The sequence below is a fragment of the Candidatus Cloacimonadaceae bacterium genome (assembly GCA_030693415.1).
Taxonomy (GTDB): Bacteria; Cloacimonadota; Cloacimonadia; order Cloacimonadales; family Cloacimonadaceae; genus JAUYAR01.
Map to the genome: position 1 here is coordinate 1 of JAUYAR010000120.1, position 16356 is coordinate 16356.

At 50.6% G+C, this 16356-nt stretch carries 13 protein-coding genes; 12 read left to right on the plus strand and 1 reads right to left on the minus strand.

Annotated features, from left to right (window positions below):
* Positions 1-565: 565 nt before the first annotated feature.
* The 12 genes from Q8M98_07360 (at position 566) to Q8M98_07415 (ending at position 13722) form a co-directional block, all read left to right on the plus strand.
* The gene (locus Q8M98_07360) at positions 566-1390 is read left to right on the plus strand and encodes a DNA alkylation repair protein (GenBank protein ID MDP3114580.1); all 825 of its coding nucleotides are present in this window, start codon (positions 566-568) and stop codon (positions 1388-1390) included.
* A gap of 22 nt (positions 1391-1412) precedes the next feature.
* Entirely contained in the window at positions 1413-2177 is a 765-nt protein-coding gene (locus Q8M98_07365) for an RNA methyltransferase (GenBank protein MDP3114581.1), read from the plus strand.
* A gap of 3 nt (positions 2178-2180) precedes the next feature.
* Positions 2181-2966, plus strand: coding sequence for a DNA alkylation repair protein (locus Q8M98_07370; protein ID MDP3114582.1), 786 nt, complete (start codon positions 2181-2183; stop codon positions 2964-2966).
* A 1-nt stretch (position 2967) separates the two neighbouring features.
* On the plus strand, positions 2968-5715 hold the full coding sequence (locus tag Q8M98_07375; GenBank protein MDP3114583.1) for a C25 family cysteine peptidase: 2748 nt from the start codon (positions 2968-2970) through the stop codon (positions 5713-5715).
* Between the two features lie 87 nt (positions 5716-5802).
* Entirely contained in the window at positions 5803-6648 is an 846-nt protein-coding gene (locus Q8M98_07380) for a GNAT family N-acyltransferase (GenBank protein ID MDP3114584.1), read from the plus strand.
* A gap of 19 nt (positions 6649-6667) precedes the next feature.
* Entirely contained in the window at positions 6668-7444 is a 777-nt protein-coding gene (locus tag Q8M98_07385; protein MDP3114585.1) for a lysophospholipid acyltransferase family protein, read from the plus strand.
* Positions 7445-7532: 88 nt separating this feature from the next.
* Positions 7533-7730: a hypothetical protein gene (locus Q8M98_07390; GenBank protein MDP3114586.1), complete on the plus strand. Its 198-nt coding sequence runs from the start codon at positions 7533-7535 to the stop codon at positions 7728-7730.
* 1 nt (position 7731) lies between these two features.
* On the plus strand, positions 7732-8610 hold the full coding sequence (locus Q8M98_07395; GenBank protein MDP3114587.1) for a DUF58 domain-containing protein: 879 nt from the start codon (positions 7732-7734) through the stop codon (positions 8608-8610).
* Between the two features lie 69 nt (positions 8611-8679).
* Positions 8680-9531, plus strand: a complete 852-nt coding sequence (locus Q8M98_07400) for a fumarate hydratase (protein ID MDP3114588.1) — start codon at positions 8680-8682, stop codon at positions 9529-9531.
* A gap of 105 nt (positions 9532-9636) precedes the next feature.
* The gene (locus tag Q8M98_07405) at positions 9637-10140 is read left to right on the plus strand and encodes a FumA C-terminus/TtdB family hydratase beta subunit (GenBank protein MDP3114589.1); all 504 of its coding nucleotides are present in this window, start codon (positions 9637-9639) and stop codon (positions 10138-10140) included.
* 550 nt (positions 10141-10690) lie between these two features.
* Positions 10691-11032, plus strand: coding sequence for a hypothetical protein (locus tag Q8M98_07410; GenBank protein MDP3114590.1), 342 nt, complete (start codon positions 10691-10693; stop codon positions 11030-11032).
* 29 nt (positions 11033-11061) lie between these two features.
* The gene (locus Q8M98_07415; protein MDP3114591.1) at positions 11062-13722 is read left to right on the plus strand and encodes a M6 family metalloprotease domain-containing protein; all 2661 of its coding nucleotides are present in this window, start codon (positions 11062-11064) and stop codon (positions 13720-13722) included.
* 352 nt (positions 13723-14074) lie between these two features.
* Here Q8M98_07415 and Q8M98_07420 read toward each other — a convergent pair whose 3' ends face one another.
* The gene (locus Q8M98_07420) at positions 14075-15811 is read right to left on the minus strand and encodes an SUMF1/EgtB/PvdO family nonheme iron enzyme (GenBank protein ID MDP3114592.1); all 1737 of its coding nucleotides are present in this window, start codon (positions 15809-15811) and stop codon (positions 14075-14077) included.
* Positions 15812-16356: the final 545 nt, after the last annotated feature.

A 16356-nucleotide genomic window follows, 5' to 3' on the forward strand; every position in this document is an offset into this window, starting at 1 on the left:
CCATCTACAATATGGCACAACTGATTGCTATCTAATAGTATAAGCCATACTGGCTCTGATCAGCGAATTGAGTGGCTCTATTTTCCGAGAGCATGGCTCTCATTAGGCGAAACACATGGCTCAGTTACTCCGAAATATCCATCCCCGTCGGTTCGTGTGCGGCAGCTTGAAAACGAAAGCGTAAAACTGCAGGCGAAAAGCCATAGCAGAAAGCGAAAGTAAAAACTGAGAGCGCGGTACTGTTTGATAGGTTTTTCCCTTCGTAGGATCGGCATCCTGCGCTACAGCTGCAGGGAAGTATCGTGGGAGATTTTGAACAGTCTCCGAGTGATATTTTTGGCTAATCCGCAGAAAGTTCTTGACAGAAAGCCATGCCAATATATCCTTCCCCCAAGCTTAGAAAATATAGGACAAGCGAAAATCACCAAACGCAAACGCAACACAAAGCACAGCTTATGGTAAAATCAGAAAAATCCGCCGCTCAGAGCGTTATCTGACGATTTTTGCAAATGATATCACATATTATGATACTGCTAAATATGGTAAATACCGGGAGCACAAACACATGATTAAAGAAGTGGGACGTCTCAAATTGGACGACTTCAAACTTATGGACGCCCAAGTGGAGAAAATCTTCAAAAACTTGGACAAAAGCAAGCCCGAACTGGCAAAGAAACAAATCCTCGAGATGGCAAACACCGCGAACTATTTCGTGCGGGAAGAATTAGGCAAAAGACTGGCGAATTATGCCGGCAACGGAGAGCTCGACCGCATTTGCATCGAGATGCTGGAAGATCATCTATACGGCATCCGTGCCACGGGGCTTTTTTATTTCTACTACAAGCGTCACGACGATCCGGCGGTGATCATCAAGACCATCGAAAAGACGATCGAAAGCGTGCCCTGGGAGAGCGAAACCATCTGTTTTGAGATGTGGAAACGCATGCCCGAGGTGATGAAAGATTATATGCCCCTGTGGGCTCAATCCGAGAGCGAGAAAAAACGCGCCATGAGCATGCACGGCATGGAAAACATCGCCGCCAAGAATCCGCAATATGTGCTCACGTTCATCTCCAAACTGCTGGATGACGACAGCGAGGAAGTGCAAAAAAAGATCAGCCACATCCTCACTCAGTTGGGACGCGCGCGCCCTTTACAAACCTATACAAACGTGCGCCGCTGGCTTCTGGTAGCCGATGAACAGCGTTTTCGCACCATTTGGCAGACCCTGAAAAAGCTCGTCAGCATCTTTTCCCAACGCAATAACCGCGAAAATAATCACGAATTTATCAACGTCACCCGGCGCACGATCATCGAATGGAAGGCGGATCAAAATCAAAACGTTTCCCAGATGGGTAACCGCCTCGGGCAGCTTTTGAAAAAAGGCTGATTGGCACTAAATTAGATAAAAAATGACCGATAAATCCCAGTCCTCCCTTGCCGATTCCATTCATATCATTCTGGTGGAGCCTATTTATGCCGGAAACGTCGGTGCCGTCGCCAGGATCATGAACAACCTCTGTTTTTCCAGCCTTCGCATCGTGGGCAGCGTACCGGAAAAGAACGATTTCTATCTTGCCATGCACTCGGAGCACCTTCTTGAAGCAGCGCAGCTTTTTCCGGATCTGAAGAGCGCGATAGCCGATCTTGACCGCGTGATCGCTTTTTCCAGAAGGGTCGGAAAGCTCAAACCGGTGGATTTGAATCCTTCCGAAATGGCGCAATATTGTGCCAAGCTACCGCATCTGAAGATCGGGCTCGTCTTTGGCAGGGAAACTTTTGGGCTCACCGACGCGGAAGCTGATCTCTGCCCTCTGCGTTGTCATATACCGGCAAATCCCGCTTTCCCATCCATCAATCTGGCTCAAGCAGCAGCGATCGCCATCTGGGAAATCCACCGGCTGCCTTTTTCCCAAAGTGACGGAAAAATCAAGAAGTTAAGCGCGGTCAGCGGAAATGAACTTGACAAAATCAAAGCCTACATGCTTGATGTAATGAAAGAGACTGGTTTTTTCCGCAGCCACGAGTCCACGAACTGGGACAGCTTTCTGGATAAGATGCTGGCACAGCTTAATCCCGGAAAAACGATGGTCTGGCGTCTCAGGCAGATGTTTAACCGCTGGCAGGTGCTGGTGACCGGAAAAGGCAGAGGCTATGAACATAACAGCGAGGATTGAATTATGAACGAGATCGAGCCGAAATATAAAGCACTCTATGACCGCTGCGAGAAATACTGCTTTGACCATGAAAATCCCGCACTTACGATCAAAAACGCCGCCTTTTTTAAAGAGGGTTATGACGCTTACGGACTCGAAGAAAGGGAGATTAAAGAGCTGCGGAATCTGATCTTGAACGAGATCGGATTCCACGTTCCGGAGTTGGCGGAATTTGGCAAGGTGCTCTTTTCCACCGGCAAATATGAGCTTGGTTCCGCGGCGATCATGATCCTGAAAAAACACCGCCCCCGCTTTGATCGAAGCGTCTATGAAGCGGTTAAGTTTTACTTGGACAATTATGTGGAAAATTGGGCACACTGCGATCTGCTCAGCGCAAAGATCACCCCCGTCTTTCTGGAATTGCATCTTGCCGATCTGGAAGATTTCAAAACTTGGCGTAAATCCAAAAGCAAATGGACCCGCCGTTGTGTCGTGAGCACCTTGCACTATCTCAAAAACAAGGAAGAGCCTCAGGTGCTTTTGGACTTTATCAAGCCAATGATGCGGGACACTGAAAAGGTCGTGCAGCAGGGGATCGGCATGCTTCTGCGTGAGCTTTGGAAGCTGCATCCGCTGCCGGTGGAGGATTTTCTTTATTTGCAGAAAGAAGAGGCGTCCCTACATCTTATGCAGATCGCCACGGAAAAGATGAGCAAGGACAAGAAGTGCCGCTTTCATCGCGAGAGCGTTTACAAATCCAAACCCAAGAAACCATATAACAAGAAACGCTATTTCAACAAAGAAGGCTAAAATGCTTAGAAGGCTCATTCTCTTCCTCTTGCTGCTGCCGGTCTTGCTCGGTGCGAACAATATCGGGCTCAATATCGTGATGAATCCTCCCTCATCCATCAGTGGCGGCAAAGATAGCTTTGAAGCAGGCTATGCAATGATCTCCGCTCCCGGCTATCTGCAACTGCCGCAAAAGACTGTGAACATCCTGGTGCCGCCGGACGCTGTGGTTGCCGGTCATAGTATCTCAGCCTCAAACGAACTGCGCTTTTCGGCACCGGAGCCTTCCATCAATCATGGTTTTAGTGATGGGGAAAGAGTGTTGGACGCGTCAGCGTGGCGTGGGAGCTATCCCCAAAGCGTCTATCTGGGCACCAAACAGTGGGGTGATCTGCGCTATGTTTCTTTCCGCATCCTGCCCGCCTACTATGATTTTGCCGCGGGAGAATATGTCTGGCAAAGAGACTTCCAGGTCTCTGTGGATTATGACCGCGGCAATGAGAGAAGAAACCTCGTCCCGCCCACTTTCAATGGGGCAGTGGGCTTTTTTTCCAATCATGAAGACCTTTCCAAGTGGTATCGACCCTCAGATGCCAAGAACTATGACTATCTGATCGTGAGCACGCCGGCGCTCTATGCCGCTGCCTCTTCATTGGTGGCTTTTCGCCAATCGCAGGGGTTGATCACTTCTTTTGCCGATATAGCCGTTATTTTGGCTTCAAGTCCGGGTTTAAACAACGCGGCAAAACTGCGCAATTACCTAAAAGCGCAATATGATGGCAGCCCCTTCACATATTTGCTTTTGATCGGAGATCATGATCTGGTGCCCATCAGCCAATTATGCCCTGAGCCCGGAGGTATGGAGACAATACCCTCTGATTTCTATTTCAGCGATCTCAGCAGCAACTTTGACAGCGACAACGACGGACGCCTGGGAGAGTATTCCACGGGATCCATGAATCAGGACTGGGAGATGGATTTTACCCCCGAAATCTTTGTCGGAAGAATCTCCACAAACTCTGCCACGGAAGTGACAGCCGTCGCGCACCGCGTCGCCGCTTTCGAACAGAACAACGGCGCCTGGAAGAACAAAGCCCTCCTGCCGGCAGCCTTTTTGAACTATCAGGGCGAGCCGGAACTGATCTTTTTACAGACGGACGGCGCGGACTTTTTTGAATATGCCAAACAGACCTCGCTTTCAGATATGCAATGCACCACGCTCTATGAACAGATCGGAGTCGTGCCCTCCCATCCCAGCGACTATCCTCTTTCCTACGATAATCTTCGCACCCTGCTCAATACTGAAAGCTTCGGCATCCTGAACTGGAGCGCTCACGGCAGCGCAACCTCCGCCGCCAGAAAGGTTTGGGTGCAGGATGAAAACAACAACTTCATCCCCGATGCTTCCGAAATGGAGTGGATGAGTATGGTCAACCGCCAAAGTTTTGACAATCTTGCCAACAATGACGGGATGGTGATCTTCGCTGCGTCCTGCTACAACGGAATGATCGATCACAGCAGCAAGAGCCTGGCGGAGCATGCCATGGTCAATAAAGGAGTCGCGGTCTTTGGCGCCACTCGCACCGGCTGGTATAAGATCGGCTGGAACAGTCCCGGCTGGGGAGGCTTGACTTCCTATAACCACCATCTGCTAGAAAACTATGCCGAGGGCGGGATGTCCATCGGCGCGGCATATTCCTATGCCAACCTGCTGCATACGCAATACTATCTCTTTGGCGATCCTGTGGATAGCGACGGCATCATCTGGCCGGAGCTGCAAAACGTTTATACCTATTTGCTCTATGGCGATCCCGCCATCGGACACCATCCATCCCAAGCTCCCATGCAGGGAGAAATCCTCGTCTGGGAACCCTATCACCACCTTGGAATCAGAGTTGTAAACGCCATCTCTTCCGCCGGTAGATACAATATTGTCTATTCCGACAGACTAATCACGGATTACGATTATATCAGTCAGTTCGAAGCGGTCTTTTGCCTCTTTGGATATGGCAATACGGCGTATGTCCTTCAGCCCGGCTCATCAGAGTATAACCTGCTGAACGGATATCTCAACGGCGGCGGCAGACTCTATCTGGAAGGAGCGGTAAACTGGGATCCTTTGGACGATTTCTGGGGAAAATTCGCCACCCACGCACCCCTGGACTGGATGGCTTTGGTCGAAGCCATCGAGTTTGAAAACGCGGATGGACAAAGGATCTGGGACTATGCCGATATTGGTTTTCACACTCAGGCTTTGGTCCCCTATTCCGCCAGCGCCGTGCAAGTATTCAATACGCATAACGCGGAATATCCCGATGCCTGCGTGGGGGTCTATAACAGCGACGGCAACTATGCCACGCTTGCCGGTTCCTTCAAGCTTGCCGACGTTCTGGACGGCGCCAATGACCTTTCACAGCTCATATCCGTGATCCTCGACACCCTCAGAGTGGGAAGTCCGATCATCGTGCAAAACGAGGATTTTCTCGCTCCTGCGTCCGCTTTGAATCACATTATATATCCCAATCCTTTCCGCAGCAGCACCAACATCGCCTTTGAATTGAAAGCCCCCTCCGCCGTTCGCCTGGATATCTATAACCTCAGGGGGCAAAAAGTGCGAAGCATCTCTGATCCCTTGATACAAAAAGGGAGACGTCAGATCACCTGGGATGGGCGTGACGATCATAGCCGAGACCTATCCAGCGGGATCTATCTCTATCGTCTCAGCGCCGGCAAACAGCGCGCCGGTGGCAAGATCGTCCTGATCAAATAGCGGGGTAAAGAGATTGGACTTGACAATAAGGAACACCTTTGTTAGAGGTGCAACCAGATCATTATTTGATGAGTTATGGAGACATAGATGCATGAGCCAAAACGCAAACTGACCTTCAAGCTATTCCCGCCAATGGGAATGAAGAACCGGATGAAGAACTTCAGCGCCCATATTCCACTCCTTTTAGACAAGAAAAACTTCCTGATACAAACCGCGGACACGATCGAGGAACTTCGCGCCGCGCAGAAACTCCGGCACGACGTCTTTCTCGAAGAAATGCTCAAGAAAAAGAAGAAATCCGGGCTCGACGTGGATAGATTTGACAAACGCTGCGACCATCTGCTCATCATCGACAAGCGCAACGGCATGCTGATCGGCACCTACCGCCTGCAATCCTCGCTTCACAACAAGAAATGGTACACCGCCACCGAGTTTCACATGCGCCAGATCAAAAAGCTGCCCGGCAACAAACTCGAGCTCGGACGCGCCTGCGTGCACCCCAACTATCGCAACGGCATCACCATCGCGCTGCTCTGGGAAGGCATCCACGCTTATATGCTCGCCAGCCAGACAATGTATATGTTCGGCTGCTCCAGCATCAAGACCATGGACAGAAAAGAGATCGATTCCATCTATTATTACCTCAAACACCACGGACACATCGCGGACGATCTCAAGGTGCGCCCCAAAGGCAAATTCAAAGTCCCCGGTATGAAACGCCATGTACGCAGATACCCCACTCACTTTGGCAATTATGAGCACGCGCTCTATAAGGACAAGATCCCCACACTGCTGCAATCATATCTCAAGGTCGGCGCCAAGATCTGTGGCATACCGGCACTTGATAAAAGCTTTAAATGCGTGGACTTTCTCACCCTGCTTCACGTCAAGGACATCGAAAAAGCCTATACCCGTAAGATGAATCAGGAATGAGGCTAAGAGCCGCGGCAACATGAAAATCAAAAAGTTCCTGCATTTCTTTTGGCACCTTTGGCTGGTAATCGATTTCTTTGCCGGTGCCAAGCTGATCCGTCTTCGGGAAAAGGATCCGATCAAAAGGCGTCAACTCTACGCCAAAAACACCACCCGCGTCGGGCGCAAATTCCTCAACGCCTTTTCGATTACCGTCACCACCAAGGGTATGGAGCATCTGGAAAGCATGCGCGGACGCAGCTATTTAGCGATCGCCAACCATGTTTCCTATACTGATATTCTGGTGTTGAGTTCGTTGGAAAGCTTCGTCTTCATCACCTCCGTGGAAATGAGCCGGAATCCCTTTTTGGGAGATATCACCCGCTCCGGCGGATGCCTGTTTACAGACAGGAAGAAACCCGTATCCCTGCCCGCGGAGATCGAAAACTTCGCCACCGCCGTGAAACAAGGCTTCAAAGTAGTGCTCTTCCCCGAAGGAACCAGCACCAACGGAGAGACAATCCATGCATTTCGCAAGAGCCTCTTCCAAGTGGCGCTATCCGCAAAAACGGCGATCATGCCCATCTGCGTGAGCTACACTCATATTGACGGCAAGCCCATCAGCCCCGAAAACAGAGACATCGTCTGCTGGTATGGCGAGATGAGTTTCGCACCCCATTTCTGGAAACTGATGGCGCACCGCATCGAAGTAGAGGTCACTATCCTGCCTCCGATCGAGTTTGATTCGCATATCAAGCGCGGCGAGCTATCAGATATAGTTTATAAGCAAATACATGATTGCTATCACCAAGTATAACTGCATGCAATACCCCCTGTTTCCAGATAAACGCTTGTTATACACGATATTCATACCGCGGTACCCAGACCACGGAAAAGGAGCTTAAATGCCAAACCCCAAAAAGGACAGACTACACTTGGGAAAGATCAATTTCCTCCTGTTAGCGCTCGTTGCGCTGCTGCTCGTAATCGGCTATTTCGTAATGTCTTTGAACGATATCATCGTCTCACCCGTCCTCCTCGGTATCGTCTATGTGATCCTCATTCCTTTCGCACTGCTCTATAAAGCCAAGCCCGGGAACTGATATGCCCCTCTTGCAGGAAGAAACCGTTGCCAAGCTAAAGCGCTTCCAACTAACCGCCAAGAGCATTGTGGAAGGCTTTTTGGTAGGACTGCACAAATCCCCCTATCACGGTTTCAGCGTAGAATTTTCCGACCATCGAGAATACAACGCCGGCGAACCGATGCGCGATATCGATTGGAAGATAGTTGCCAAGACGGAACGCTACTACGTCAAGCGTTATGAAGAGGAAACCAACCTCCGCTGCTATATCGTTCTCGACCACAGCCGTTCGATGTTTTTCAGTTCCGGGGAAACATCCAAGATAGAATACGCGACGCAGCTTGCCGGAGCACTGGCATGGCTGATGAACTCCCAAAAGGATGCGGTCGGACTCGTCACTTTCAACGACAAGATCACCAATTTGCTGCCTCCCAAAGCATATAGATCATACATCGCGCAGATCTTCGGGGTGTTGATTGATCTCGAACCCAAGGATTCCACAGACCTGATGAGCAACCTTCACAAGATCGCCGAATCCATCCGCAAGCGTAGCCTGATCATCATCATCTCCGATCTCTTAGACGATCCCGATCGCGTGATCAACGCTCTCAAACACTATCGCACCCGGCATCACGAGGTATTGGTCTTCCATATCACCGACCTGCGGGAAGAAGATTTCCACTTCAAGCACGAAACCCAGTTTGTCGATAGCGAGAGCGGAGAGAAAATCACCGTCACCCCCTGGCAGATCCAAAAAGAATATCAGAGCAATTACCAGGCATGGACGGAACATCTCAAAAGTGAATGTCATCGCTATCAGATCGAATACAACCCAGTTTCCACCTCCACGCCCCTGAATGACCTGCTCCTAAAATATCTCTTGAAGCGACGCAAGGGCTGAGGTCAAGCTTCCATGTGCGTGGAACAAGTAAAATCTCTCAGAAACGCTTTTAGAGCGATTTAGGCGAAGATGGTTACCCGCGTCATATCAGAGCACAGAATCAGGCAGGCGGTGATTGATGCCATCGGTGAGATATTTTGCCGTCCCGATCCCGAAGTTCTTGAGGCATTGATCCGTGCATCTGAACAAGAAACCGAAGCGCTCCCCCGTGACGTTCTAAATACGATCATCCAAAACGCTGAGATCGCAGCTCGAGAGGGCATCCCAATTTGTCAGGATACCGGCACGCTGGTCGTCTTTGCCGAAATCGGCAATCAGGTCATCATCGACGGCAACCCTATAAGAGATATCATCGAAAGCGCTGCTGCCGAAGCCTGGCAACAATACTACCTACGCCGTTCTACCGTAGAAGAACCGCTGTTTGATAGAATGATTGAATCCATTAAAGTCCCCTGTGTTTTGCATATAGACATCGTGAGCGGAGACAAGCTCAGGCTCCGCTTTGCTCTCAAAGGTGGAGGGGCGGAAAATATGAGCAGGCATGCCATGCTGCAGCCGGGTGCAGGCAGAGACACAATTCTCGCTTTCGTCCTACAGACAGTTCTGGACGCGGGCGGCAAAGCATGCCCACCGCTCATTGTCGGCATCGGCATCGGTGGCAATTTTGAGCGCTGCGCGATATTGTCAAAGCAGGCATTGATGCTTCCTTTTTACTTTCGGCATCCCGATCCCCAATACCGAAAACTCGAAGAGGAGATCATTACCCGCATCAATCTGGAAGGATGCGGCGCACAAGGTTTGGGTGGATCGACCACCGCGCTGGCGGTGCACATCATCTCCGAGCCCTGTCATATCGCCTCTCTTCCCGTGGCGGTCAATCTGGATTGCCATGCCCATCGCAGCCTCGGGATCGAGATCTGATGTCTCGCCCATTGGGATGCCGAATTCCGATTCGGCTGTTGTTTGTTAAGCTGTGGGAAATCGGAAATCCCCACCCCAAACGTGACATGACACAAGGATAGCCCAATGTATGAATATCACCTGAGCCTGCCTTTCGACAGGCATCTCACCGATCTGATAAAACCAAGGGACAAGATCTATCTCAGCGGGTTCATCTACACCGCGAGAGACAAAGCCCACCAAAGATTGATCGATATCATCGATAAAGGCGAGCCGCTTCCCTTTGATCTGTCCGACACAGCCATCTTCTATTGCGGTCCTTCACCGACTCCACCGGGGAAGATTTGCGGCGTGATCGGACCAACCACCAGCGCGCGAATGGACAAATATACGATTCCGCTGTTGGAAAAGGGGCTGAAAGTCATGATCGGCAAAGGTGAACGCTCCCGTGAAGTTCAAAACTCTATTCACGAGCACGGCGCGTTGTATCTGATTTGCGTAGGCGGTGCTGCCGCGTTGCTCTCCAAGTGCATTGTTTCATGTGAAACATTCCTATGGGCTGAGCTGGGCACGGAAGCCGTCTATCGCATGCAAGTGCTTGACCTGCCATGCTATGTGGCGATTGTATAGCCCACTTCCTGCCGCAATCTTGCGCATTTTCCAAGCACTGTCCAATCAATCACGCCAAACATACGCCATCCAATTCCTCTTCCCGATCGTCTCCTACCGGCACGAGCAGAGGGATATCCAGTAATACGGCTTTTGATATGGAATTACCGACGTCCCCGTCGGTTCTTGTTGGCAGGTTCGGTTATAGATTTGTAGAAGGTTTACGAAATTGGCAGATGTGCCAAGTTCATCGCTACTATCGCCGACGGGGACGTCGGCGCTCCATGATATGGAATTACCGACGTCCCCGTCGGTTCTTGTTGGCAGGTTCGGTTATAGATTTGTAGAAGGTTTACGAAATTGGTGGAGGTGCCAAGTTCATCGCTACTATCGCCGACGGGGACGTCGGCGCTCCATGATATGGAATTACCGACGTCCCCGTCGGTTTTGGTTCGCTATTCCTCCTCAATACCATTTCTGTATAGTTCAACCATCTCTTATGCAATTAGCATTATTTCTTTGGTATCTGGAACATAAATTGTATAAATTATATATAGGATATGAATACAATATGCATGACATAGAGATAAGCCCCGATGCCTACCAATATCTGACCCGGAAAAGTGATTTTTACGGGTCTCGCAGGCGTTTGCCACGCATTGTTTTGACCGAGCTTTCCTGCAGCGGAGCGAAGTTCAGCGTGTTCTTCGACTTAGCCAACGACAAAGATATTCGGCTGCGCTTTGATGATATCGAGGTTTTGGCGGATGCAAAGATCGTTGATCGCTTTGGCGGTTTCACGCTCGAGCTCGAGAGCTTTTTCTTCGCATCGCGGATACTGGTGAAACCGCAACGGGAAAGCAACGAATGCGGATGTAAGATGAAATGTAATACACATAAAGAGGAAACATGAGACTGACAAGAACATTTATACTGCTGATAATGATCAGTATTGCGGGCATTTTAGCGGCAGCCCCGCATAGCTTTTTGCCGCTTGTTGTCGAACAACCGGACGGGACGCCGATTCGCGTCTATGCCTCAGGAGACGAATTTCACAACTGGCTCCACGATGCCGATAATTATACCATCGTGCGGGACGACGACAACCGCTATGTCTATGCGGCACAATCCGGTGAAGGGGTCGCACCCACCGATATCGTCGTGGGAATCGATCATCCTAATATGCGTGGAATGCAGCCCGGGGTCAATCTATCCGAGCGTCTGATCGCCGAAAGATATGAGCGTATGGCACACATGCGGGACTACAGCAATGGGCGCAGTCCACACGTTGGCGCGTTCAACAACCTCGTGGTGTTCATCAAGTTTGCCGACGACCCGAATTTCAGCAGCCCGATCACCTACTACGTGGATATGTTCAACGACAGCAGCACCAACGCCAATTCGATGAAAAACTACTTTATCGCCGCTTCCTACAATCAGCTTTTTGTGGATTCTTTCTTTTATCCTGTGCCAAATGGAACCACGATAGTCACCTACGTGGATATCAACCCGCGCAACTATTACCGCGTCTATAGCGTTGGCAACCCGATCGGATATTCAAACGACAGCGAACGCACCCAACGCGAACAGCAAATGCTGATGCGGGCAACCAACCATGTAGCCGCGCAGATTCCGAACACTTTGGTGATCGATGGCGACAACGACGGCTATGTGGACAACGTCTGTTTCATCATTCAGGGCTCGCCGGACGGATGGGCTGAACTGCTTTGGCCGCACCGTTGGGTGCTCTATGCCGTGCAGGCGTTTATTCATGGGAAGAGAGTGTGGGACTTTAATTTCCAGCTCGAAACCTCACTGTTTTCCTCCGCCGCCAGCGTCTTGGCGCATGAGATGTTCCACAGTTTGGGAGCGCCGGACCTTTATCGCTATACCAACAACAACATCACCCCGATCGGAAACTGGGATCTGATGGCGGGAAACGCCAATCCTCCCCAACACATGAGCGTGTGGATGAAATATCGCTATGGGCAGTGGCTCACCGACGTGCCATACATCACGCAATCCGGCACTTACACTCTTTCCCCGGTGGCATCGTCCTCCACAAACAATATCTATCGCATCAATACCTGGAGAACCTCGGAATCCTATATCCTCGAATATCGCAAACCGAGCGGAATCTATGACGGAAACCTGCCTGGAAGCGGACTCCTGGTCTATAGACTGGACACCAGGTATTCCGGAAACGCTCAGGGACCTCCTGACGAACTCTATATCTACCGACCCTACGCATCGAACACCAATACCAACGGAGTGCTCTCCCAAGCGAATTACTCGCTACAAGCGGGACGCCGGGAACTCAGCGAAGCCACCATTCCCAACGGATTCACGGGAAGCAACCTGACCGGCGGGCTGAACCTCTATGACATCGGCTATGCGGGAGATACGATCACTTTCAAAGTGAAGATTTCGGACATCCAACTCATCTATCCCCATGGCGGCGAAACCTGGTTCTCCGGAACCAATAAAACCATCACTTGGGCAGCAAAGACCCTGAGCGGAAACGTCAATCTGGAATACAGCACCAATGGCGGTTCAAGCTGGAACTCGATCGTAACCGGCACCCCCAACGACGGCAACTACACCTGGATGAATATTCCGGTGATGAACTCTCCGAATTGCCATGTCCGCGTCACTCAGGTCACCGGCGGGCACAATGACTTTAATGTATATCCCTTCAATATCATAGACCAGATGGCTGTCCCCACCCCCACCTATCCGGCAAACAACGCCACTGGCATTCCCACGAATCCGCAAATCTCTTGGTCAAACGTGCCGGGCGCGACCGGATACCACTTCCAGCTTTCGAATCAGGCAAACTTTGGCAGCTTCATCGTCAACCTTATCAACCACCCGACAAACTCTTATATGGTTGGCGGGCTCATCCCCTTCAACACCTATTACTGGAGGGTTGCCAGCATGTCCGATCTCGGCATCGGACCTTTCTGCAACACGCAGAGCTTCAATACCGGGGATATCAGCGAGCTTCCATCAATACCCGCTTTGCTTTCACCGGCGCACATGGCGACAAATCTGCCCACCACCATCACCTTCAATTGGAGCGCCGCCACTCTCGCGCAAAGCTATTGGCTGCAGGTCGCCCGGGATCCATATTTTTCAAACGTGGTGGCTTCCGTGCCGGGGCTCACGACCACGCAGCACACCCTCACGAATCTGCTGCACTACAACGTCTATTATTGGAGAGTCAGCGCCGTAAATGTTGCCGGTAGCAGCAATTTCTCCACGATCAGAAGATTCAGCACGATGGCGGGAGTCTCAAACGAGGACGATGCCGTGGTGCCGGTTCCAAACGCGCTGATGCAAAACTTTCCCAATCCCTTCAACCCCAGCACGAGCATCGGGCTCAGCGTCAAAGACCCCTCAAAACCAATCGCCGTGGTCATCTATAACCCCCGCGGGCAGATGATCAAACGCCTTTTTATCGGAGTCCCCGCGCGTCGGCAGCTTGATCTGGTCTGGGATGGCAAAGACGAAAGCGGCATGCCGGTTTCAAGTGGATTGTATCTCTATCGCTTCGAAACCGATGGATTCAGCGAAACCCGCAAGATGCTGTTGATGAGATAGATAGATCTTCATTCGAGTAGTCTCCTAAGTAGGTTGGCGGTTTGCAATGCGGGCTGCCAACTTTTTTGTGTTTTTTTACAGCTTGTGATTATGTCTTCAGCAACAAGAAAACTGAGAGGGTAATATCACTGCCTTGAGAGATGAATGGGAGATGAACAGTTGATCCTGCAAAGAGTTAGTTTTTGGCAAAAATAAGCTCTCTCCTGCCTCCAGACTTTGACAGCCAAATAATGACTTGATGCAAGGGGTGTCCTTCTCAGAGATTTCGTGCGTTCGACGGCTTCGCCGATAGTGGAATATATTTTTTGGTCCGCCTCCGGCGGGTTCCAAAGACCAAAGAGCCAAAGTCCATTTAATGGATAGTCCTGAAGACCCGAAAGCCGAAGCGGAGGTTGCTCCCGGCACCGGGAGAGATGCCGTTGCGGTAGGCAACCCGACAGTTGTTGTCACTGCTGTACCAAGAACCACCACGCAGCACGCGAAAATCACCTGAGCTTGCCCCGCGGGGGTCAGAACTTGGGCTTTTGCCATAATAGCCGCTTTCATACCAGTCCCAACACCATTCCCAGACGTTACCGCTCAGGTCATGGATACCGAGCTCATTGGCGCTTTTGGTGCCTATTTCCTTGGTTCTGCTACCGGAATTACTGCTGTACCAAGCAACAGATTTGATGTCATTTGAGCCGCTGTATTTGTAGCCTTTGCTTTTGTTTCCTCCACGAGCAGCATATTCCCATTCCGCTTCAGTGGGAAGTCTGTAGCCGTCGGCGTTCCAATCACAGACTACGAATCCGCGGCTCCAGTTCGACGGTTCAGTATTACCGTCGATGCTGTAGCAAGGTTTCAGACCCTCTTTGAGGCTGCGTTTGTTGCAATAGTCGATGGCGGCATACCAGGATACTCGCTCCACTGGTAGAGTCTCCCCTTTCCAGTGGGAGGGATAACTGCCCATCACCGCAGCCCATTCTTTTTGCGTAACCTCATATTTGCCGATATAAAAGGATGATACCGTCACCTGATGCACAGGTTTTTCATCTTTATCCCCATCCTTTGAGCCCATGCCAAAAGTTCCGGCAGGGACTAAAATCATATTCTCTCCAGCCTTAACTATCGCAAAAACCACCTCGCTCGTCTGATCTTTCAGCACCGAGACAGTGCGGGATTGCGTCTTACCCTGATATTTCAGCTCGACGCTATGCGAGCCGATACCGATCCTGGAAGAGGTTTGAATCATCCCGGAGCTGATATTGGCGACAAAGCTGCCGTCGATCCAGATCTCACCTTCGGTATTACTTTCCACCCGGATGGAACCGGTGGTATATTCCGTATCTACTTTTATCGCCGGTTTGGTCGTTGCTGGCGTACCCGGCGCGGCTTTGGCAAAGTAAAAATCCTCGATCAGGTTGCCGGCGGTCCAGGGTATTTGTTTATCAAAGGTATTGGTCTTTACTTCACGAGTCACTTTTTTCATGATGTCTTCAATTCGATCGGAATTGCCGATGTGTTTTACAAAGCTCTCGGTGAAGGGACTGTTTGCGCCTGTGCCGTCCGCCGCGGTTTTACCCTGTTCGGTGCTATAGATGATATACTGGCTTCCTGCTTTGCCCTGCATGATCTGCAAACCTTTGTTGCCGGAACGGGCGCCACGAAAGGGATTGTCCCGGCAGGCATCAAGCACCATGATCGAAAGCCGGGCTCGCTGCATGCGTTCCAAGGCAAGATTACTCGAAAAGGCGTGGTAGCGTAGCTCTTCCTCGGCATTGATTACTCTGCCGATGGGAATGAGGAAGTTTTCTCCTGCATAATTGGCACCATGCCCGCTATAATAAAACAGCACCTCATCTTCATCGCGAATACTACCGACAAAGGTATTGAGTGCAGTGTCCATTTTTTGGTGATCGGCATTGGTGATGAGGCTTACTTCAAAACCGAGTTGGCGCAGGGTATTTGCCACCAGATTGGCATCATTTACCGGATTGCGCAAGGGGCTGTCGCTATAGCCGGCATTGCCGATTACCAATGCCCGGCGTGCTGCCCAGCCTGAACTGATCAGGCAAAACGGCAAGATCAAGAGTAAAAACAGTTTCATCAATCCTCCATACAAGAATTATACATCATAGATACTAAGATGAGCTTTGAAAAAGGCTCTGTTTTTGTCAAGTTAAACTTTTTTTGGTGAACAGATTATGGAATTACCGACGGCCCCGTCGGTTCATACGCGTCAGGATAGGTTACAGATTTGTAGATGGGTTGATAGATTTGTAGATGGTTTATAGATTGGCAAATGTGTCATGTTCATCGCTACTATCGCCGACGGGGACGTCGGCGTTCCATGAGGCGGCGCTCCATGATATGGAATTACCGACGTCCCCGTCGGTTCATACGCGTCAGGATCGGTTACAGATTTGTAGATGGTTTGATAGATTTGTAGATGGTTTGACAGATTTGTAGATGGTTTATAGATTGGCAAATGTGTCATGTTCATCGCTACTATCGCCGACGGGGACGTCGGCGTTCGTGCGCCTGTGAGCGATACATATCAGACAGGTGAAAGTCCTGTTCAGAGCACCGTTAAAACTCTGTAGCCGAAGGTAACTGCGTCACCGTGAGGTGGGGTGGAGAGCAACTGGAAGC

Coding starts and splice junctions, on each gene's coding strand:
- Q8M98_07360 (MDP3114580.1), top strand. CDS start 566: ATGATTAAAGAAGTGGGACGTCTCAAATTGGACGACTTCAAACTTATG.
- Q8M98_07365 (MDP3114581.1), top strand. CDS start 1,413: ATGACCGATAAATCCCAGTCCTCCCTTGCCGATTCCATTCATATCATT.
- Q8M98_07370 (MDP3114582.1), top strand. CDS start 2,181: ATGAACGAGATCGAGCCGAAATATAAAGCACTCTATGACCGCTGCGAG.
- Q8M98_07375 (MDP3114583.1), top strand. CDS start 2,968: ATGCTTAGAAGGCTCATTCTCTTCCTCTTGCTGCTGCCGGTCTTGCTC.
- Q8M98_07380 (MDP3114584.1), top strand. CDS start 5,803: ATGCATGAGCCAAAACGCAAACTGACCTTCAAGCTATTCCCGCCAATG.
- Q8M98_07385 (MDP3114585.1), top strand. CDS start 6,668: ATGAAAATCAAAAAGTTCCTGCATTTCTTTTGGCACCTTTGGCTGGTA.
- Q8M98_07390 (MDP3114586.1), top strand. CDS start 7,533: ATGCCAAACCCCAAAAAGGACAGACTACACTTGGGAAAGATCAATTTC.
- Q8M98_07395 (MDP3114587.1), top strand. CDS start 7,732: ATGCCCCTCTTGCAGGAAGAAACCGTTGCCAAGCTAAAGCGCTTCCAA.
- Q8M98_07400 (MDP3114588.1), top strand. CDS start 8,680: ATGGTTACCCGCGTCATATCAGAGCACAGAATCAGGCAGGCGGTGATT.
- Q8M98_07405 (MDP3114589.1), top strand. CDS start 9,637: ATGTATGAATATCACCTGAGCCTGCCTTTCGACAGGCATCTCACCGAT.
- Q8M98_07410 (MDP3114590.1), top strand. CDS start 10,691: ATGCATGACATAGAGATAAGCCCCGATGCCTACCAATATCTGACCCGG.
- Q8M98_07415 (MDP3114591.1), top strand. CDS start 11,062: ATGATCAGTATTGCGGGCATTTTAGCGGCAGCCCCGCATAGCTTTTTG.
- Q8M98_07420 (MDP3114592.1), bottom strand. CDS start 15,811: ATGAAACTGTTTTTACTCTTGATCTTGCCGTTTTGCCTGATCAGTTCA.